The organism is Streptomyces sp. AC558_RSS880 (genome assembly GCF_019049255.1).
In the GTDB taxonomy this organism is placed as follows: Bacteria; Actinomycetota; Actinomycetes; order Streptomycetales; family Streptomycetaceae; genus Streptomyces.
Genome location: NZ_JAGMUJ010000029.1, coordinates 23,838 through 43,591, shown reverse-complemented (window position 1 = coordinate 43,591; position 19,754 = coordinate 23,838). Strand labels below are relative to the sequence as shown.

Annotated in this window: 19 protein-coding genes; 3 read left to right on the top strand and 16 right to left on the bottom strand. The window is 71.5% G+C overall.

What is annotated here, in order from left to right; all coding sequences use genetic code 11:
* Positions 1–79: 79 nt before the first annotated feature.
* The 6 genes from KUM38_RS10485 to KUM38_RS10460 form a co-directional block, all read right to left on the bottom strand.
* Positions 80–2,275: a hypothetical protein gene (locus KUM38_RS10485; protein ID WP_254396977.1), complete on the bottom strand. Its 2,196-nt coding sequence runs from the start codon at positions 2,273–2,275 to the stop codon at positions 80–82.
* An 843-nt stretch (positions 2,276–3,118) separates the two neighbouring features.
* Positions 3,119–3,511, bottom strand: a complete 393-nt coding sequence (locus KUM38_RS10480; protein ID WP_217129035.1) for a type II toxin-antitoxin system death-on-curing family toxin — start codon at positions 3,509–3,511, stop codon at positions 3,119–3,121.
* A complete protein-coding gene (locus KUM38_RS10475) occupies positions 3,508–3,702 on the bottom strand; it encodes a ribbon-helix-helix protein, CopG family (protein ID WP_007445201.1) in 195 nt (64 codons plus the stop codon). The genes KUM38_RS10480 and KUM38_RS10475 overlap by 4 nt, the downstream gene beginning before the upstream one ends.
* Positions 3,703–3,992: 290 nt before the next feature.
* Positions 3,993–5,321: a class I SAM-dependent RNA methyltransferase gene (locus KUM38_RS10470; protein WP_217129034.1), complete on the bottom strand. Its 1,329-nt coding sequence runs from the start codon at positions 5,319–5,321 to the stop codon at positions 3,993–3,995.
* Between the two features lie 67 nt (positions 5,322–5,388).
* Positions 5,389–7,434, bottom strand: coding sequence for an APC family permease (locus KUM38_RS10465; protein WP_217129033.1), 2,046 nt, complete (start codon positions 7,432–7,434; stop codon positions 5,389–5,391).
* Positions 7,435–7,766: 332 nt separating this feature from the next.
* Complete coding sequence (locus tag KUM38_RS10460; RefSeq protein ID WP_217129032.1) at positions 7,767–8,705, bottom strand: PfkB family carbohydrate kinase; 939 nt, start codon at positions 8,703–8,705, stop codon at positions 7,767–7,769.
* Positions 8,706–8,941: 236 nt separating this feature from the next.
* Here KUM38_RS10460 and KUM38_RS10455 point away from each other — a divergent pair, with 236 nt between their 5' ends.
* Both KUM38_RS10455 and KUM38_RS10450 read left to right on the top strand, forming a co-directional pair.
* Entirely contained in the window at positions 8,942–9,613 is a 672-nt protein-coding gene (locus tag KUM38_RS10455) for a TrkA family potassium uptake protein (protein ID WP_217129031.1), read from the top strand.
* Positions 9,613–10,281: a TrkA family potassium uptake protein gene (locus KUM38_RS10450; protein WP_217129030.1), complete on the top strand. Its 669-nt coding sequence runs from the start codon at positions 9,613–9,615 to the stop codon at positions 10,279–10,281. Before KUM38_RS10455 ends, KUM38_RS10450 begins: the two co-directional genes overlap by 1 nt.
* A gap of 117 nt (positions 10,282–10,398) precedes the next feature.
* On the opposite strand, the gene KUM38_RS10445 is transcribed toward KUM38_RS10450, so the two are convergent.
* The 8 genes from KUM38_RS10445 to KUM38_RS10410 form a co-directional block, all read right to left on the bottom strand.
* A complete protein-coding gene (locus KUM38_RS10445; protein ID WP_217129029.1) occupies positions 10,399–11,106 on the bottom strand; it encodes a DUF3159 domain-containing protein in 708 nt (235 codons plus the stop codon).
* Between the two features lie 3 nt (positions 11,107–11,109).
* The gene (locus tag KUM38_RS10440; RefSeq protein ID WP_078661935.1) at positions 11,110–11,508 is read right to left on the bottom strand and encodes an OB-fold nucleic acid binding domain-containing protein; all 399 of its coding nucleotides are present in this window, start codon (positions 11,506–11,508) and stop codon (positions 11,110–11,112) included.
* Positions 11,509–11,607: 99 nt separating this feature from the next.
* Positions 11,608–12,288 carry a response regulator gene (locus tag KUM38_RS10435; protein ID WP_217129028.1) on the bottom strand — a complete coding sequence of 227 codons (681 nt, stop codon included), beginning with the start codon at positions 12,286–12,288 and terminating at the stop codon, positions 11,608–11,610.
* A complete protein-coding gene (locus KUM38_RS10430) occupies positions 12,285–14,837 on the bottom strand; it encodes a DUF4118 domain-containing protein (protein ID WP_217129027.1) in 2,553 nt (850 codons plus the stop codon). Before KUM38_RS10430 ends, KUM38_RS10435 begins: the two co-directional genes overlap by 4 nt.
* A 53-nt stretch (positions 14,838–14,890) precedes the next feature.
* Positions 14,891–15,583, bottom strand: a complete 693-nt coding sequence (locus KUM38_RS10425) for an ABC transporter ATP-binding protein (RefSeq protein ID WP_217129026.1) — start codon at positions 15,581–15,583, stop codon at positions 14,891–14,893.
* 312 nt (positions 15,584–15,895) lie between these two features.
* Complete coding sequence (locus KUM38_RS10420; protein ID WP_217129025.1) at positions 15,896–16,651, bottom strand: DUF3710 domain-containing protein; 756 nt, start codon at positions 16,649–16,651, stop codon at positions 15,896–15,898.
* A gap of 1 nt (position 16,652) precedes the next feature.
* Positions 16,653–17,213, bottom strand: coding sequence for a dUTP diphosphatase (gene dut / locus KUM38_RS10415; protein WP_217129024.1), 561 nt, complete (start codon positions 17,211–17,213; stop codon positions 16,653–16,655).
* Positions 17,210–17,794: a PaaI family thioesterase gene (locus KUM38_RS10410; RefSeq protein WP_217129023.1), complete on the bottom strand. Its 585-nt coding sequence runs from the start codon at positions 17,792–17,794 to the stop codon at positions 17,210–17,212. Before KUM38_RS10410 ends, dut begins: the two co-directional genes overlap by 4 nt.
* A gap of 58 nt (positions 17,795–17,852) precedes the next feature.
* Between KUM38_RS10410 and KUM38_RS10405 the strand changes: the two genes are divergently transcribed.
* Positions 17,853–18,323, top strand: a complete 471-nt coding sequence (locus KUM38_RS10405) for a DUF3093 domain-containing protein (protein WP_217129022.1) — start codon at positions 17,853–17,855, stop codon at positions 18,321–18,323.
* 43 nt (positions 18,324–18,366) lie between these two features.
* On the opposite strand, the gene KUM38_RS10400 is transcribed toward KUM38_RS10405, so the two are convergent.
* Both KUM38_RS10400 and KUM38_RS10395 read right to left on the bottom strand, forming a co-directional pair.
* Positions 18,367–19,311, bottom strand: a complete 945-nt coding sequence (locus tag KUM38_RS10400) for a hypothetical protein (protein ID WP_217129021.1) — start codon at positions 19,309–19,311, stop codon at positions 18,367–18,369.
* Positions 19,312–19,324: 13 nt separating this feature from the next.
* Positions 19,325–19,621 carry a DUF4193 domain-containing protein gene (locus KUM38_RS10395; RefSeq protein ID WP_003993510.1) on the bottom strand — a complete coding sequence of 99 codons (297 nt, stop codon included), beginning with the start codon at positions 19,619–19,621 and terminating at the stop codon, positions 19,325–19,327.
* Between the last annotated feature and the right edge of the window lie 133 nt (positions 19,622–19,754).

Sequence of the window (19,754 nt, the reverse complement as noted above, 5' to 3'; positions counted from 1 at the left end):
GTTGGTGACAGGAAGATGTCTGTGGGTGACAGGAGGAAGAGAGGGGGCCGGAGCCGTGGACGCGCGAAACCGTGAAAGGTCAGCGGCCGCGCGTGTGCTCGGTCACGAACGTGTAGCCGTACGGCAGTTCCCAGCCGTCCGCCTTGCCGAGCCTGCGGCAGTACTCCCGGAAGGCCGCGCGCTGGACGTCGCTGGGCAGGCACCCCGGCCGCAGGCGGCGCAGATGACCTGCGACGAACTGAGCGCCGCGCAGTCCCTCACCGACCGGTTCGCCACCGCCCCACGGACGTATCACCCGCGGCCTGGCGGGGCGGTAGCCAATGAGGAGAATGGTCCGCTGTCCGTCACGCGGCGGGAAGTGCGGCTGCCCCCAGGCGTCCCGGCTGCCCAGGGCCGGCTCCAGAAGACGTTCCGCGAGCAGTTCCGCGACGGCCGAGTCCAGGGCGGCGGCCTGCGACCGGGCCGGTCGGCGCCCATAGACCGCGCTCGGCAGGACCGACCGGTCCATCAGGGCGTGACCGTCCAGGGTGAGCAGACCGCAACGGCGCACGGTGCGCATCACCAGTTGCCGGGGATCCAGCCCGACCGCGCTGTCACCGTAGCGGCTGCTGCCCGGCACGTCCTCCCTGGTGAGCACCCGAGGGTCGTAACAGTGCCCCGTCTCACGGTCACCGGCCTGCACCCGTTCCTTCAACCGCGTCGTGGCCAGCCGAATCACCGTGTCGCCACGGAGCCGGCGCAGCTCCAGCATCAGGCCGGGGAAAAAGTCACCGGGCCAGACGATTCCCGTCAACCGACCCGAGTCGTACCCGAGTTCGGCCGCGACGTACTGCACCGCCTCCTTCTCGTCCAACGTCTCACCAGCATGGTCGAGTTCGAGGCGAAGCGTGGGGTGCGCGCCGCGGGGCCGGCAGAGGTCCTGCGCGACGAACGGGGGCAGGGGAAACCAGCCGCCGATGAGATGGGCCAGCCGCAGGGGCGCCCTCCAGACGATCTCCTGCGCGTCGCTTCGCAGGAGTTCGCCGGTGCCGAGGGCGTCGCCGTCGGCGAGGGGCGCATCTACCGGTTCCAGCTCCACTTCCGTTTCCGGCTCCGGCGGTGCGGGCAGTGTGGAGTTCCAGCCGCGCCCGGCCGGGACCAGAGGGTCTCCGGGTGCCTCTGCGTCACCGGGATGGTGGGACCGCCACACCCCTCCCCCCTCGAAGGCGTCGTCGAGGGTGACCCGGGAGCCGTTGCCGAACAGGCCCTGGTCGCTGTCCCCTTGGACCACGTCGGCCAGCGCCACGTTCGCCCGGCACACCGCAGCGGCGTACCCCACTTCCCTTAGCCGTTCCTCCGCCCCGGGAAAACCGCGGAGCCGTGGTCCGACCGCTGTGTACACAGTGACCGGAGCGACGAGGCCGTGTCGCCGCCTCGCCGGGGTGGCCGCGCGCTCGACCGCGGCCACGAAAGACCTGAGGTCGTCGCCGCCCAGCGGTCCGGTGTCCCGCCAGCAGTCCGCGAGGGAGGTACGGGTCATGGCGTAGTGGCCCCAGGTGCGCAACACTGCACTGGAGTTGAGGACACCCCGCACCGTGTCAAGGAGACCGAGCAGTCCCGCCCGCAGATCGTCGTCGTGCGTGCCGCCCACCAGGGAGGCAAGGGAAACAGGGACGAAGGGGCTGAGAAGCTGTTCCCGAGCCGTCGTCAGGAGATGGTCCGCGTAGGCCGTCAGATCGTCGCGCCGGGCTGCCTGCAAGGACGGATAGCACACGTCGACGACGACATGCCCGTCCTCATTGATCCACCGCCCGCGCGTGCGTAAGCGATGAAGCTGGGCCGGTGACAGACTCAGTGCCGGACCGAAAGCGTGGAGGTCCGGCACCAGCAGCTCCCTGCGCCGTGGTTCGGCGTCTGTACCCGGCCTACCCGAGCCCTCGGCGCCCGCGGGTGCCCCCGACACCCAAGCCGGTACGTCACCGAGCGCGTCCACCTCCGGGTGCGCGCCCTCCCTGTAGACGATTTCGGCGTAAAGCGGGTCCGACCCGGTGGCGACACACACCATGGCCCCGACCGGGAGCACGGGAGCGCACTCACCGAAGGTGATGACGGGAAAATCATCGAGGCACAGCGGGCTTCCGCCGTAGCCGTCGCCGCCGAGCTCGTACCCGAAGTACACGGCGTTGAAGGCGACCGTAGTGTGCACCGGCGCCGGACGGGCCGCGACAACGGCTTCGAGATAGCTCCGCAGTCGACTGTGTTCCTGGCCAGGGACGGCGTCGTAGCCCCCCGTCATGGCAGACGTCAGGAGAGCCTGGTCACCGTACGGATCCGGCACCCCCGTCCGCTCGCGTTCTCCGACCCCTTTTGCTGACACATACGGGTCCCCACCCATGACACCTCCGCCGCATTACAGGTCGCCCCCGGCCCACCTGCGGTGATTCCCGCAGAGTATGCCCATCCTTGGGTTTCCTGTGGCGCTTTCATCACTTTGCGGTGGCCCACGACGATCGAATCCGCCTACCGCGTTCACGGATTTCGTAGAACCGGAGCGTTAACGCCATGAACACGGCCCGGCCGGAGAGGTACACCAGCGCCGCCACCTGACGCAGCAGTGAAGCTCCTACTACCAGGGGCGAGCCAGCCAGCCACGCAATAGGCTCCCGTAGCGGCCTGACGAGAAAGATCCACCACCCCGTGGACGGCACGACCGCCCGCTGGCAGTCGTAGTCACCCATGGCCAGGTCCACGATGCGCAACAGGCACAGCCCGGTGCATGGGCTGCTCGTACCGCCGCACTCCACCACCCCGTCGACACCGGACCGCCGGTCACCTTTCTGATGTGCCCGCCCATTGCCACGATCCGTGCAACTCGACGCACGGACCGCATACCGACCTCATACATGAGCTGACGCCCTGTCAAAGCGAACGTCCCATGAGCGTCAGGGCCGCCTTGCGCGGACCCTGTGAAGACCGGTGGCAACACTCGCCCACCTTCCCGTCCGGGATGGGAACCGCAGGTGTCGAGCACGCCCGGCTACACCCGAGCAGCCCACGAAAATCGCAGGTCAGATCCCCTTTGCAGTAAGCTCCAGAATCGCCACGCACTCCACATGAGGCGCCCTTGCCTCGTCGAACGTCAGGAAACGGGAAACCAGGTCGCGAGGCGCTTGGCGATCGCCGGTACATCGACGTTGTCCTGCGCAACGTCCTCGACGAACGGGCCGGCGATGGAAACGGGCGGTGGGACGGTACTCGCGCTGACGCCGTTGAACCGCAGGAAGACGCGCATGGCGAGCCAGGCGGTGCGCTTGTTGCCGTCGATCAGCGCATGGTTGCGGGCGACAGAGTGCAGCAGCGCCGCAGCCTTCTCGTGCAGCGTGGGATACAGCTCGGCTCCGAACACGTTCGTCCGGGGTCGCTCGATCGCCGACACCAGGAGGCCCATGTCACGCACGCTGTGCTCGGTACCGTTGACCGTACGGGCGATGGCCAGGATCTCGTCGAGCTGGATGTAGCGCACGTCGGTCACTTCAGGTAGTCCAGGATCTCCGCATCGCTGTCCATGAGCTCGGCCAGGACGTCATCGACCTTCAGCTCGGCCCGGTCCTGGGCGTCACGGATGGCCTCAATGGCAAGTTCCTGCTTGCTGCGGCCCTCCCGACGAGCCCGCTCGGTGAGCTTCGCGTCAAGGTCGTCGGGGAGTCGGAGTGTCATCGCCATACAGAGATGATACCAAGCCGGTATCAAGTGGCGCGGTCGGGCCGCACTCGGCTCCGCGGAGCGTGGAACCAGGCGGCCGTGCGCATCGCTACCGCGGAGGCCCAAAGACTTCCATTTCGAGCGTCATCCGAGCGTCAGGAATCCCGCAAGAGCCACTTGAGGCGTCGCCGTTGCAAGCGCCTCACTCACGAATTCGCAGGTCAGAGAGCTCTCAAAGATCGATCCGCCCGCTCGAACCGCTACACGGAGGGAAACAGGTCGAGTAACCCGCCCGAACAACAAACCGCAGGTCAGGCCCCCTTGCCAGCAGGCTCCAGAATCGCCACGCACTCCACGTGATGCGTCATCGGGAACAGGTCGAACACCCGCAGCGTCCGCACCCGGTACCCCCCGTCCCGGAAGTACCCCAGGTCCCGCGCCAGCGCCGCCGGGTCGCAGGCCACGTACGCGATCCGGCGGGCGCCCAGGGACGACAGGTGTTCCACCGTCTTGCGGCCGGCGCCGGCGCGCGGCGGGTCGAGGACGATCAGGTCGACCTCCGTGATGCCCGTGCGGGGCAGGACGGACTCGACCTTGCCCTGTTCGATGCGCACCCGGGGGAAGTCCGCGAGGTTGTGGCGGGCGTCCTCGACCGCGCGCTTGCCGGACTCGATGCCGAGGACCGCGCCCGACTCGCCGACCCGGTCGGCCAGCGCGCCCGCGAACAGGCCGACGCCGCAGTACAGGTCGAGGGCCATGTCGCCCTTGCGGGGCAGCAGGCCCTGCATGACGGCGGTGACGAGGGTGTCGGCGGCCTTCGGGTGGACCTGCCAGAAGCCGCCGCCGGCGACGCGGTGGGTGCGGCCGTCGGCGCGTTCGCGGACGAAGGGGCGGCCGTGGACGCGGTGGAGCTGGCCGGAGCGTTCGTCGACGCGCATGACGGAGACGGGGCGGTCGAGTTCGACGAGGGGGAGGCGGGCGCCCGGCTTGGGGGTGAGGACGACCTGACGGTCCTGGGAGCCCGTGGCGGCGATCGCCTCGACGGAGTCCATGCCCGTCCAGTCCCGCTTCTCGATGCCCAGCTCGCTGACGCCCTCGGCGGCGATCATGCAGTGGTCGATCGGCTCGACCTCGTGCGAGCGGTGCCGGCGCAGTCCCGCGCGGCCGTCGGCGGTGACGGCGTACTGCACGCGCGTGCGCCAGGCCGGGACCTGTCCGGCGGGGACCTTGTCGCCCTCGGCCGGCATCACCGTGCCGTCCCAGCCGGCCTCCTCGGGGGTGAGCCCGGCGAGGCGCTGGAGCTGCTCGGCGACGACCTCGCCCTTCAGGCGCCGCTGGGCGCCCGGCTTGGCGTGCTGCCAGTCGCAGCCGCCGCAGCGGCCGGGACCGGCGAAGGGGCAGGGGGCCTCGATCCGGTCCTTGGAGGCGTCCAGCACCCGCACCGCGTCCGCGCGGAGGAAGCGGGCCCCCTCCTCGCCCTCCGTGACCTGCGCGACGACCCGCTCACCGGGCAGCGCGTGCCGGACGAAGAGGACCTGGCCCTCGGACGTACGGGCGATGCAGTGGCCGCCGTGGGCGACGGGGCCGACCTCGACCTCGTACTCCTCCCCCACCAGCGATTTCCTCGGTTCTGCCTGCATGGCGGGGTGACTCCACAACATCGAGAGCGGACAGGCCCGTCAAGGCCCGGGACAACAGCCCACCAGTCTACGTGTGTGTGGAGGAGTCCTTCGCCCGCTCGGCCGGACCGCGGCGCACCGAGCCGGGCGCGGCCCAGTCCTGGCGCCTGCGGGCCCGCTGCTTGGCGGCCTCGGAGGATTCCAGCTGGTACGGCACCGAGGTCACCATCACGCCCGGTGTGAACAGCAGCCGGCCCTTGAGCCGCAGCGCGCTCTGGTTGTGCAGCAGGTGCTCGTACCAGTGACCGACCACGTACTCGGGGATGATCACGGAGACCACGTCGCGCGGGGACTCCTTGCGCAGGCTCTTGACGTAGTCGATGACCGGCCGCGTGACCTCCCGGTACGGCGAGTCGAGCACCTTCAGGGGTACGTCGATGCCGCGCCGTTCCCACTCCGCGCGCAGTGCCTTGGTGTCGTCCGGGTCCACGTTGACGCTGAGCGCCTCCAGGCTGTCGGAGCGCATCAGCTTGGCGTAGGCGAGCGCGCGCAGCGTGGGGCGGTGGATCTTGGAGATCAGGACGACCGAGTGGACGCGGGAGGGCCGCACCATGTCGTCGGCGGGGGTCTCCGGGGCGGCGATCTCCTCGGCGACGCGGTCGTAGTGCCGACGGATCGCCGTCATCGTCGCGTAGAAGATGCACATGCCGAGCAGCGCGACCCAGGCACCGTGGGTGAACTTGGTGACGAGGACGACGACCAGGACCAAACCGGTGAAGAAGGCGCCGAAGGTGTTGATGGCCCGGGAGCGGATCATGTGGCGGCGCTTGGCCTGGCCCTTCTCGGTGGCCAGCAGCCGGTTCCAGTGGCGGACCATGCCGATCTGGCTGAGCGTGAAGGACACGAACACGCCGACGATGTAGAGCTGGATCAGCCGCGTGGAGTCGGCGCCGTAGATCCACACCAGCAGTCCGGCGGCGCCGGCGAGCAGCACGATGCCGTTGGAGAAGGCGAGGCGGTCGCCGCGGGTGTGCAGCTGGCGGGGGAGGTAGCGGTCCTGGGCGAGGATCGAGCCGAGCAGCGGGAAACCGTTGTAGGCGGTGTTCGCGGCGAGGAACAGCACCAGCGCGGTGGCGGCCGCGAGGATCATGAACAGGAGGCTGCCGTGGCCGAAGACGGCCTCGGCGACCTGGGAGATCACCGGGTCCTGGACGTAGTCCGCGCCGAGCGGGGCGCCGTCGTGGATCAGGTCCTTGGCGGGGTTCTCGGCCATGCGGACGTCGGTGGCCATGGCCAGTCCGATGATGCCGCAGAACATGGTGACGGCGAGCAGGCCCATCATGGCGAGCGTGGTCGCGGCGTTGCGCGACTTGGGCTTGCGGAAGGCCGGTACGCCGTTGGAGATCGCCTCGACGCCGGTGAGCGCGGCACAGCCGGAGGAGAAGGCGCGCAGCAGCAGGAAGAGCAGGGCGAAGCCGGCGAGGCCCGGGTGTTCGGGCTTGATCTCGTAGTCCGCGGTCGGCGCCCGCATGTCGTCGCCGAGCACGACCCCGCGGAACGCCCCCCAGGCGATCATGGTGAAGACGCCCGCGACGAAGACGTAGGTGGGGATCGCGAAGAGCGTGCCCGACTCCTTGACACCGCGCAGGTTCATCAGCGTCAGCAGCACGATCACGCCGATCGCGCAGGCCACCTTGTGCTCGACGACGAACGGGACCGCCGAGCCCAGGTTCTCGATCCCGGAGGAGATCGACACGGCGACGGTGAGGACGTAGTCGACGAGCAGGGCGCTGGCGACGGTCAGTCCGGCCTTGGGGCCGAGGTTGGTGGTGGCCACCTCGTAGTCGCCGCCGCCGCTGGGGTAGGCGTGCACGTTCTGCCGGTAGGAGGCGACCACGGTGAACATCAGCACGACGACCGCGACGGCGATCCAGGGGCTGAAGTGGTACGCCGACAGGCCCGCGATCGACAGGACCAGCAGCACCTCGCCGGGGGCGTACGCCACGGAGGAGAGCGGGTCGGAGGCGAAGACGGGGAGTGCGACGCGCTTCGGCAGGAGCGTTTCACCCAGCCGGTCACTGCGCAGTGCGCGCCCGATCAGAATCCGTTTGGGCACGTCGGTCAATTTGGACACAGCAGTGGATCGTAAGCCTTCGGACCAGGGGTGGCCCAACCACCACCCCACATCCATACGGCATCCATACGCCTCTGCCCTCCGGGTGAAATCACCGGGTGACCGGATCGCGGATTCGGCAGGTCGGGGCAGTTCTATGCCTGTATGACCGAGCGTCGTCGCCTCCATGACCGAGCGTCGTCGCCCCTATGACCGAGCGTCGTCCGCCGCCCCGGCCGCTTCCCGTCCGTTGCCGCTCCGTGGAGGTTCCATGCACCCGATCCCCGAACTGATCGGCGCCGCGGCCGCCCTCGTCGGCCTCGGGATCCTCACGCTGGCGAGCGTGCGCAGCATCACGCGCCGCTGACCGTCCCGGGGACCGGCTCGGAGACCGGCTCGAGGTCTCCGGCGAGCAGGGCCTCCGGTCCGATGGCGGCCACCCGCGTCGACGGCACCGTGCAGGCGTACGCCCCCGCCACCGCCCCGAGCCGGGCGCAGCGGAGGGCGCCTTCGCCGCCGAGCCAGCCGTGCAGGAAGGCGGCCGCGAAGGCGTCGCCGGCCCCGTTGGAGTCGACGACCGGTGCCGGGGGCTCGGCCGCGGGAACACGGGTCAGTTCGTCGTCGGCCAGCAGGAGAGCGCCCTCGGCGCCCGCGGTGGCGACGACGATCCGGGCCCGGCCCCGCGCGGCGATCCGGCGCATGACGGGCTCCGGGTCGGTCAGGGCGGCGGCGGAGAGGAAGACGAGGTCCGCGGCGAGGGCGAAGGGCTCGTGGTAGGGGTTGACGCCGTCCCAGTCGTGCAGGTCGGTCGAGATCGTCACGCCCGACTCGCGCAGCAGGGGCAGGGCGTCGGCGCACGGCTGGGTGATGACGACGTGGGCGTGCCGGCTGACGGCGGCCAGCTCGCGCACCGTCTCCTCGGGCAGCCGGTCCGTCTCGGACCAGCGGGTCGCGTCGTACAGGGAGAGCCTCCGGCCGTCGGGGCCGACCAGGTTGACGGCGCGTTTGGTGCCGCACGGCTGCGGTACTGCGGTGAGCGCGATGCCGTGGTCCCGGTGCAGGGCGCGGACGAGGTCGCCCTCGTGGTCGTCGCCGATCAGGTCGAGGTGGTGGGTGCGCAGGCCGAGGGCGCTGGTGCCGAGGGCGACGAAATCGCCGCTCTGTCCCGCGCGGGTGACGATGCCCGGCCGGATCATGTGGCTGTCGGCGAGCGGCACGGGCAGCTCGGGCACGTGCACGATCGTGTCCACGCCCGCACCGCCCAGGACGAGGACGTCGATCTCGGTGGTCATGGCCGGCTCTCTCCTTGCCCCGGGCCTCGGTCGTGCCCGGGTGGTGCGGATACGTTGGACCCGGCACGCGAACGCGACGGCCGGGCCCCGGAGGGCGTCGGGACCGCGATCCCCCGGCATGATGTTGCCTGGCGGCCCGCATTCAGGCCGCGATGTTTGCCTGGCGAGCCGAAAGAGAGACATGAGCACGAAGGTCATGAAGGTCGAACGGCCTGCAGGAAGCGCGGTGTGACGCGATGCATATTGTCATCATGGGCTGCGGAAGGGTGGGTTCCGCCCTGGCCCAGAACCTGGAGGAACAGGGGCACACGGTCGCCGTGATCGACCAGGACCCCACCGCCTTCCGCCGGCTGGGCTCCTCGTTCGGCGGCCGCCGGGTCACCGGCGTCGGTTTCGACCAGGACACGCTGCGCGAGGCGGGCATCGAGGAGGCGGGCGCCTTCGCCGCCGTCTCCAGCGGTGACAACTCCAACATCATCGCCGCGCGGGTGGCCCGGGAGATGTTCGGCATCGAGAACGTCGCCGCCCGCATCTACGACCCGCGCCGCGCGGAGGTCTACCAGCGCCTGGGCATCCCCACCGTGGCGACCGTGCGCTGGACGGCCGACCAGATGCTGCGCCGGCTGCTCCCCTCGGGCGCCGAGCCGCTGTGGCGCGACCCCACCGGCGGGGTCCAGCTCGCCGAGGTGCACACCTCCACGGCCTGGGTGGGGCACCGGATCAGCAGGCTGCAGGACGAGACCGGCGTGCGGGTGGCCTTCCTGACCCGGCTCGGTGAGGCGATGCTGCCCAGCTCGCAGACGGTGCTGCAGGAGGGGGACCTGGTGCACGTGATGATGCGCACCGATGAGATCGACCGGGTCGAGGCGGCGTTCGCCAAGGGTCCCGAACAGGAGGGCGGTCACTGATGAGGGTCGCCATTGCCGGAGCCGGCGCCGTCGGCCGCTCGATCGCGGGCGAGCTGCTGGAGAACGGCCACGAGATCCTGCTGATCGACAAGGCGCCGACCGCCATCTCGGTCGAGCGCGTGCCGCAGGCGGAGTGGCTGCTCGCCGACGCCTGCGAGATCACCTCCCTGGACGAGGCGGCGCTCCAGCGCTGCAACGTCGTCATCGCCGCGACCGGCGACGACAAGGTCAACCTGGTCGTCTCGCTGCTCGCCAAGACCGAGTACGGCGTCCCGCGCGTCGTCGCCCGGGTGAACAACCCGAAGAACGAGTGGCTCTTCAACGAGTCCTGGGGCGTGGACGTCGCCGTCTCCACCCCGCGCCTGATGTCGGCCCTGGTGGAGGAGGCGGTGAGCGTCGGCGACCTGGTCCGGCTGCTGCGCTTCAGCCACGGCGACGCCAACCTGGTCGAGCTGACCCTGCCGGAGGAGTCGGCGCTGGCCGGCACGCAGGTCGGGGACGTCCAGTGGCCGCAGGACACCTCGCTGGTCACCATCATCCGCGGCACGCGCGTCCTGACGCCGACCCGGGAGGACTCCCTGGAGGCCGGCGACGAACTCCTCTTCGTGGCCGCCCAGGCGCGTGAGGAGCAACTGGAGGACCTGCTCTCGGTCCGCAAGGAGTCATGAAAAAGGGGCGCCCGGAGAACTCCGGGCGCCCAGACCCAGCCCGTCCGGCGTTTGAGGACGAGGCCGTTCAGGCCGAAGGGGGGTCTGGGGGCACAGCCCCCAGAGAGCAGGGCGCGCCTACTCGGAGGCAGCGGCCTTGCGCTCCTCCTCCGCCTCCATCTCGGCGAACACGTCGATGGGCGGGGGCGCCTTCGCCAGGAAGACCCACGTCAGGTACACGGCCAGCAGGAACGGCGGAATCTTCAGCGCGACCAGCACCCAGCCCAGCTGCGTGGTGTCCGCCCACCAGTACAGCGGGAACAGGATCGCGCTCTTGCCGAGCAGGATCAGCCCCCAGGCCCAACTGGCCTTGGTGTACGCCTTCTTCCGGCCGGGGTTCCGGGTGCGCCAGGAGAGGTTCTCCTTGAAGACGGGGCCCAGCATCAGACCGATCAGCGGGACGCCCGCCATCGCCGTGACGATGTACGCCAGGGCCAGGCCCAGCGTGTACAGCATGCCCGGCAGGTAGAAGTCCTTGGCGTTGCCGGTCATCATCGCGAAGACCACGCCGAAGGCGACACCGAAGACTCCGCTGAAGGCGTGCTTGACGGTGTCCTTCATCGCCAGCCGGACCACGACCATCACCAGCGCCACGGCGAGCGCCGCGATCGCCGACATGTGCAGGTCCTTGTTGACCGTGTAGATGCTGACGAAGAGCAGCCCGGGGAGCACCGTCTCGACCATGCCCCGCACCCCGCCGAACGCCTCGAAGAGGGCGGCTTCGGTCACCGCCCGGGCGTCGTCCGCGGATGTGTCTTCGGTCGTCGGCTTGTCGAGTGACGTCACCGGCTACTCCCGTCCGAGGGGTCTCAGTTCGTATTTCGGATTGAACAGCACCCGGCGGCCCCGGCTCATCGAGATCCGGCCCGATGCGATCAGCCTGCGCCCCGGTTCTATGCCCACGATGGAGCGCCTGCCGAGCCACACCACGTCGAGCGCGGCGGAGCCGTCGAACAGCTCGGCCTCCAGGGCCGGAACCCCCGCGCGCGGCCTCAGCGTGACCGTGCGCAAGGTACCAGTAACCGTGACGATCTGCCGGTCGCGGCAGTCGCCTATCCGCGTACAGCCGGCCGTCTCGGCGTCCTCACGCAGCTCCTCGGACTCCAGGTCCTCCTGAGACGAGGAGAGCCGGTCGAGCATGCGCCGGAACCGGCCTGCCGGCTTCTCGGGTCGAGGAACAGCACTCATGCTTGAAGCGTACCGGGGTGCACTGACGGTTACGTACCCCCTGCCGCCCCGGTCCGAACGGGCCCCTCCGCGGTACTCCGCGCGGGGACGCCCTGACCTTCACTTCTCGAAGCGGTAGCCCATGCCCGGCTCGGTGATGAGGTGCTTCGGATGTGACGGATCCGCCTCCAGCTTCCGCCGCAGCTGCGCCATGTACACGCGCAGGTAGTTCGTCTCCGTCCCGTACGACGGCCCCCACACCTCCCGCAGCAGCTGCTTCTGCGCCACCAGCCGGCCGCCGCCGCGCACCAGCACCTCCAGCAGGTGCCATTCGGTGGGGGTCAGCCGTATGTCCTTGCCGCCGCGGTTGACCTTCTTCGCGGCCAGGTCGACGGTGAAGGCGGCGGTCTCCACCACCGCGTCGCCCCCGTCGCCGGCGGGCTCCGCGCGGCGTACGGCGGCCCGCAGCCGGGCCAGCAGTTCGTCCATGCCGAAGGGCTTGGTGACGTAGTCGTCGGCCCCCGCGTCCAGTGCCTGGACCTTCTCGTCGGAGGCGTGCCGGGCGGACAGCACCAGGATCGGCACCCGGGTCCAGCCGCGCAGCCCCCTGATCACCTCGACGCCGTCCATGTCGGGCAGGCCGAGGTCGAGGACGACGACGTCGGGATGGCGGGCGGCGGCCGTACGGAGGGCGCCGGCGCCGTCGTGGGCGGAGTCGACCTCGTACGAGCGTGCCCTGAGGTTGATCACGAGGGCGCGCACGATCGCCGGGTCGTCGTCGACCACCAGCACACGGGTCATGAGGGCTGCCTTTCGGGTTCTGCGGCCGTTGCGGCCCGCGGGTTCTCCGGGTGCGCCGCGGCGGCGCGCAGGGTGAGCGTCATGGTGAGGCCGCCGCCGGGGGTGTCCTCGGCGTTCAGGGTGCCGCCCATGGCCTCGGCGAAGCCCCGGGCGACCGCCAGTCCGAGGCCGACACCGGCTCCGCGCGGGGCGTCACCGTGCCGCTGGAAGGGCTCGAAGATGTGGCCCTTGGCCTCGTCGGGGACGCCGGGGCCGCGGTCCACCACCCGCACCTCGATCCGGTCGGCGAGGGCGCTGGCGGCGACCAGGACGGGCAGGCCGGGGGGACTGTACTTGACGGCGTTCTCGATCACGTTGGCCATCGCCCGCTCCAGCAGCCCCGGGTCCACGGCGACCATGGGCAGCGCCTCGGGGATGTCCAGGGTCACGCTGCCCTCGGGCACCCCGCCGAGCGCCATCGGCACCACCTCGTCCAGGTCGATCCCGCGGATCAGGGGGGTGACCGTGCCGGTGTGCAGCCGGGACATGTCCAGCAGGTTGCCCACCAGGTGGTCCAGGCGGTCGGCGCCGTCCTCGATGCCCTCCAGCAGCTCGGCCCGGTCCTCGGGGGACCACTCGACGTCCTCGGAGCGCAGCGAGGAGACGGCGGCCTTGATCCCGGCCAGCGGGGTGCGCAGGTCGTGGCTGACGGCGGCCAGCAGCGCGGTGCGGATGCGGTTGCCCTCGGCGAGGGCGAGGGCCCGGTCGGCCTGCTCGCGCAGCCGGCGGCGGTCCAGGACGACGGCGGCCTGCGCGGCGAAGGCGGCCAGCACCCTGCGGTCCTCGGCGGGCGGCACCCGGCCGGTCAGCGCCAGCGCCATGTGGTCGCCGACCGGCACCTCCACGTCCGCGTCCTCGGGCCGTTCGACCGGGCGTCCGCGCCCCGCCCGGCCGGCGCAGGTCCACGGCTCGACGTCGCCCGCGCGTTCGAGGAGGGCGGCGGACTCCATGCCGAAGGTCTCCCGGACCCGCTCCAGCAGGTCCTCCAGGCCGGTCTCCCCGCGCAGCACGTTGCCGGCCAGGAACGAGAGGATCTCCGACTCGGCGCGCAGCCGGGCCGCCTGGTGGGTGCGCCGGGCCGCGAGGTCGACCACGGACGCCACCGCCGCGCCGACCGCGACGAAGATCACGATGGCGACGATGTTCTTCGGATCGGAAACGGTCCAGGTGTGCAGGGGCGGGGTGTAGAAGTAGTTCAGCAGCAGCGAGCCGACCGCCGCGGAGGCCAGCGCAGGCCAGAGCCCGCCGAGCAGGGCCGCCGCCACCGTCAGGGCCAGGAACAGCAACATGTCGTTGGCGAGTCCCAGGTCGACCGCGCTGAGCAGCAGCGCCACCGCCGCCGGGCCGGCCACCCCGACCGCCCAGCCCCAGGCCAGCCGGGAGCGCCCGAGCCGGGCGCCCCGGGCTCCGGGCAGCCCGCGGCCCTTGGCGACCTCCTCGTGGGTGACGATGTGCACGTCCAGGTCGGGTCCCGAGTCCCGGGCGACGGTCGCGCCGACGCCGGGGCCGAAGACGTACTGCCAGGCCGGGCGGCGCGAGGAGCCGAGCACGATCTGGGTGGCGTTGGCCCCGCGCGCGAAGGCGAGCAGGTCGGCCGGTATGTCGTCGCCGACGACGTGGTGGAAGGTGCCGCCGAGGTCCTCCACCAGGGTGCGCTGTTCGACCAGTTCCCCGGGGGAGGCCGCGGTGAGCCCGTCGCTGCGGGAGATGTAGACGGCGAGCAGCTCGCCGCCGGCGCCCTTCTCCGCCAGCCGCGCGGCCCGCCGGAGCAGGGTGCGGCCCTCGGGACCGCCGGTCAGACCGACGACGATCCGCTCGCGGGAGCCCCATATCGCCGAGACCTCGTGCTCGCTGCGGTAGCGCTGGAGGTGGGCGTCGACCCGGTCGGCCACCCACAGCAGCGCCAGCTCCCTGAGCGCGGTGAGGTTGCCGGGGCGGAAGTAGTTGGACAGGGCGGCGTCGACCTTGTCCGGCTGGTAGATGTTGCCGTGCGCCATGCGGCGGCGCAGCGCCTCGGGCGTCATGTCGACCAGCTCGATCTGGTCCGCCCGCCGCACCACCTCGTCGGGTACGGTATCCCGCTCCCGTACGCCGGTGATCGACTCCACGACGTCGCCCAGCGACTCCAGGTGCTGGATGTTCACCGTGGAGAGGACGTCGATCCCGGCGGCGAGCAGCTCCTCCACGTCCTGCCAGCGCTTGGCGTTGCGCGAGCCGGGGACGTTGGTGTGGGCGAGTTCGTCGACGAGGGCCACCCGGGGGCGGCGGGCGAGGACCGCGTCGAGGTCCATCTCGGTCAGGACGGCCCCGCGGTGCTCGATGTCCCGGTGCGGGATCCGCTCCAGTCCGTGCAGCAGCGCCTCGGTGCGGGGCCTGCCGTGCGGTTCGACGTGGGCCACCACGCAGTCGGTGCCGCGTCCGGCACGGCGGTGGGCCTCGGAGAGCATCGCGTACGTCTTGCCGACGCCCGGTGCCGCACCGAGGTGGATCCGAAGGTTGCCACGTCCCATGACCTCATTGTCTTCCCCCGTGCCGCCCGGCCGGACGCGGGGCCCGGCGGGGGTCAGTGCTCGGTGATCCCGCCGTCGCTCAGCTCCAGGACGCGGTCGGCGAGGTCGAGGAGGGTGGTGTCGTGGGTGGCGACGAGCGCGGTGACGTGTTCGCTGCGGACGACCGCGCGCAGCAGCTCCATCACGGCGTGCCCGGTCTCCGCGTCCAGCTGGCCGGTGGGCTCGTCGGCGATGAGGAGGGAGGGGCTGTTGGCGAGGGCGCGGGCGATGGCGACCCGCTGCTGCTGGCCGCCGGAGAGTTCGCCGGGCCGCTGGGCGGCGTGGTCGGCGAGGCCGACGAGGGACAGCAGCAGGTCGACGCGCTCCTCGCGCTCGCGCGGGTCGGCGCGGCGCAGCCGCAGCGGGACGCCGACGTTCTCTGCGGCGGTGAGGACGGGGATGAGGCCGAAGGACTGGAAGACGAAGCCGACGTGGTCCCGGCGCAGGGCGAGCAGCCCGTTCTCGTCGAGGCCGGCGAGGTCGCGTCCGCCGACGGCGACCCGCCCCCGGTCGGGGGTGTCGAGGCCGCCGACGATGTTCAGGAGCGTGGTCTTCCCTGACCCGGAGCGGCCCTTGAGGGCGACCAGTTCACCGCGCGGGACGTCGAAGGAGACACCGCGCAGCGCGTGGACGGCGGCGGCTCCGGTGCCGTACGACTTGTGCACGTCCTCGACGCGCACCATGGTCGCGGTGACCACCTGCCCCATCCGACCGCCCTCCCCCGTGGACCGGGCGCCAGTATCCCCGCTCGACGCCCGGTCGTTCAACGGTCGAACCGGGTTGCCTCCGGCACACGGACGTGCACGCGAGTGCCGCCGCGACCGCGGGCCACCGTGCCGCGGGGTGATGGGGGGCACTTCCCGCTCGGGCGGAGCCGAGAGTGGGGGAGGCACCCGTCGGCGCCGGGCCACGCGATCCGCCCCGGCCGGCCCCCGCGCCGGGCAGCGGCGTCGGCTCGCGCACACGAAAAGGGCCGCGCCCCGCCCGGGATGCGGCCCTTCGACCCGTCGGAGACCCGGTTAGCGGACCTCGGTGATCTCCGGTCCGCGCTGGAGCTGGCCCATGCCGCCGGCGAAGCGGGAGCCCCCCTCCTCCTGCTGCACGTTCTCGGGGACCATCTGCGCGTCGTTCGGCAGCTTCAGGACGATCGGGTCGCGCGGGGCCATCGGGCCCTCGCCGCGCACCACGACCGTGTCCCGGAAGATCTGCTCGAGGAGCCCGGCGGCCTGCGGCTGCACCGCGCCCTGGCCCGAGATCACTCCGCGCAGGAACCAGCGGGGACCGTCCACACCGACGAACCGCACGACCTGGAAGCCGCCGGTGCCGTCCGGCAGCTGCACCGGCACCTGGGCCCGCAGCTCCCAGCCCAGCGGGCCCTCGACCTCGTCGATGATGCCGCCCTGCTGGGTGATGCCGGCCGCGATCTCCTCGCGCACCTCGCTCCAGATGCCCTCCCGCTTGGGCGCGGCGAAGGCCTGCAGCTGGATGGCGCTGTCCCGCAGCACGACGGTGGCCGCGACGATCGCGTCGCCCGCGACCTCCACCCGCAGCTCCATGCCGTCGACACCGGGCACGAAAAGGCCGCCCAGGTCGACCCGGCCCTCGCCGGGCGCGCTGATCTCGGTGCTGTCCCAGGGACCGTCGGGCCGCGGCGCCGGCTCGAGCCTCAGCCGCTCGGCCTTCTCGCCCGCCTCAGCGTCGACACCGTCGACGACCTGCTCGGCCTCGCCGGCCGCACCGTCGGCGGCATCCTTCTTCTTGCGACGTCCGAACACGTCACTGTCCTTCCCGGTCGGATACGACCGAAGCGTATCGATTCCCACCCGCTGTGCCGCCGACGGCGGCCTGACCGCTTGTGCCGTTCTCGCCCTCCACCGAGGCGTGCCCGCCGGTGGACCCGAAGCCCCCCTCGGCCCGCGCCGAGCCGGGAAGCTCCGCCACCGGTACGAAGCGGACCCTCTCGACCTGCTGGACGACCAGTTGGGCAATCCGGTCGAAGCGCTCGAACCGCACGGTCTCGCGCGGATCGAGATTCACCACGATCACCTTGATCTCCCCACGGTACCCGGCATCAACCGTCCCCGGGGCATTCACCAGGGCGACGCCGCAGCGGGCGGCGAGACCGGATCGCGGGTGCACGAAGGCCGCGTACCCATCGGGCAGCGCCACAGACACCCCCGTGGGCAGTACCGCCCGCTCACCGGGAGCCAGTTCGCGGGCCTCGGTGGTCCGCAGATCGGCCCCCGCGTCCCCCGGGTGCTCGTACTCCGGAAGCGGTACGTCGGGGTCGACGCGTCTGATCAGTACCTCGAGCGCGCCGGAGCGGGGCCCGCTCACGGGTTCACCTCGAAGGCGCGGACGCGGCGGACCTGGTCGGGGTCCTCCATCGCGGCCCGGATCTCCTCCTGACGGCCGTGGTCGACGAAGTGGTCGACCTTGACCTCGATGAACAGGGCGTCGGCGCGCACCGCGACCGGCCCGTCGGGGCCGCCGACGCGTCCGGTGGCGGTGCAGTAGATCTTCCGTCCGGCCACCGCCGTCACCTCGGCCTGGAGGTGCAGCACGGTGCCGACCGGCACGGGCCGGACGAAGTCGGTCTCCAGCCTGCCGGTCACCGCGATCGTGCGCAGCAGCCAGTTGAGCGAGCCGAGCGTCTCGTCCAGGGCGGTGGCGAGCACCCCGCCGTGCGCGAGTCCCGGGGCGCCCTGGTGGGCGGGCCGCACGGTGAACTCGGCGGTGATCGACACGCCTTCGCCGGCGCGGGCCTCGAGGTGCAGCCCGTGGGGCTGTTCTCCGCCACAGCCGAAACACTGGCCGTAGTGCGCGCCCAGGAGCTCGCCGGGTGCGGGGGCGTCCGGATGGCGCACGGGGGTCACGGCGTCGGCCGGAGGCTGAAGAGCTGCGGAAGTACCACTCACAGCCGCAGACCTTACCCGCGCGTGGGTCCCGGCCCGGCACCGTGCCAAGCTTGGATTCATGCAGCTCTCCGCCACCCCGTACGAAGAACGCCTCACCGCCCCCCGCTCCTGGTGGCTGATCTCCTTCCTGGTGGGGGTCTCCCTGGCGCTGATCCTGCTGCCGTTCGGCACGCTGCCGATGCTCGGCGGCCTGGCCGGCGGCACCGCCGCGGCGGCCGTCGTGGCCAGTTCGTACGGCTCGGTGCGCATCCGGGTCGTGGGCGGCCACCTGATCGCGGGCGAAGCGAAGATCCCGGTGTCGGCGCTGGGCGAGGCGGAGGTCCTGGACGCCGACGAGGCCCGGGCCTGGCGCTCCCACAAGGCCGACCCGCGCTGCTTCATGCTGCTGCGGGCGTACATCCCGGGCGCACTGCGCGTGGACGTCACGGACCCGGCGGACCCGACTCCCTACGTCTTCCTGTCGACACGCGAGCCGGAACGGCTGGCGCGGGCGCTGCGGGCGGCGAAGGAGGCGGCGGACGCCGCCTAGCGGCGGTACGGGCGGCACGCGGGCGGGGTGCCGCCCGGAGGATTCATGGGGCCCGGTGCCCGTCGTCCTTCCCCGGGTGGCCGCCGAGCTCCTTGAGGGCGTCCTCGGGGAGGGCGTTCTCGGGGCGCTCCAGTGCGGGGAGGGCCGGCAGCGCGTCCCAGGGCACCTGGATCCCGCGCAGGTCGTCCCGGATGCGTGCGGCGAGCTTTCTGGTGTCCCTGCGGTTCATGGCGGCGCCCACGGCGGCCCCCACCAGGAACGGCATCAGGTTCGGCAGGTTGCGGACCGTGCGCTTCATGATCCGCTGGCGCAGTTCGCGCTTCATGCGGCTGTTCAGCGCCGCGCTCACGGTCGAGGGCTTGGTCGCCTCGATCCCGCGCTCCTCCGACCAGGAGTTGAGGTACACGGTGCTGCGCTGGGCGAGGGTGCCGGCCGGCCGTACCCCGTAGACCTCGTGGAGTTCGGCGATCAGCTTCAGTTCGATCGCGGCGACGCCGATGATCTCGGCGGCCAGCTCCGCCGGCATCGCGGGCGGTACGGGCATCATGGCCGCCGCGCCGACTCCGGCCCCGACCGTCGCCGTGGCCTTCGCGGCACCCGCCACGAGTTTGTCCGCGAGCTCCTCGGGGCCGAGGCCGGGGAACTGCCGGCGCAGCGTCCCGAGGTCGCGCACGGGCACCCGCGGGGCGATCTCGATGATCCGGTCCGCGAGGTGCGCCAGTCCCGCGCGGGCGCGGGCACCGCCCTTGCGGGCGCCCTCCAGGGCCTTCTCACGGATCACGGCGGCCCGCCGGTGCGCCACGGGCGCGGTGACCTCCAGGGGTGCCGGGAGGTCACTCCGGCCGGCTGCCGCTTCGAGCGAGGCCGCCCCGGTACCGGTTGAGCCCCGCTCTTGGTCACGCGTGTCGTGCTGCGGGCCCTCCTGGGGCCCCGGGTCCGCTCCCCTGGCGAAGAAGCGGCGCTTCCGCGGAGGGGTCGAGCCAGTCACGGCCGACCCCGCCTCAGTCGCAGTCGCGGCAGATCGGCTGGCCGTTCTTCTCGCGGGCCAGCTGGCTGCGGTGGTGGACCAGGAAGCAGCTCATGCAGGTGAACTCGTCCTGCTGCTTGGGCAGGACCCGGACGGCCAGCTCCTCGTTCGAGAGGTCCGCTCCGGGCAGTTCCAGGCCCTCGGCGGCCTCGAACTCGTCGACGTCCACGGCCGAGGCCGACTTGTCGTTCCGCCGGGCCTTCAGCTCTTCGAGGCTGTCCGAGTCGACGTCGTCGTCGGTCTTGCGTGGAGTGTCGTAGTCGGTTGCCATAGTCGCTCTCCCCCTCTGGGTGTATGCGGTGTCTCCAGCGCACGTAACGCGTGAGAGGCCGGACTTGTGCCCGACCTGAGGCGGAGATTTTGCCTCACATCAAGGTCTGTTACTCAATCGACACCCAACCGGA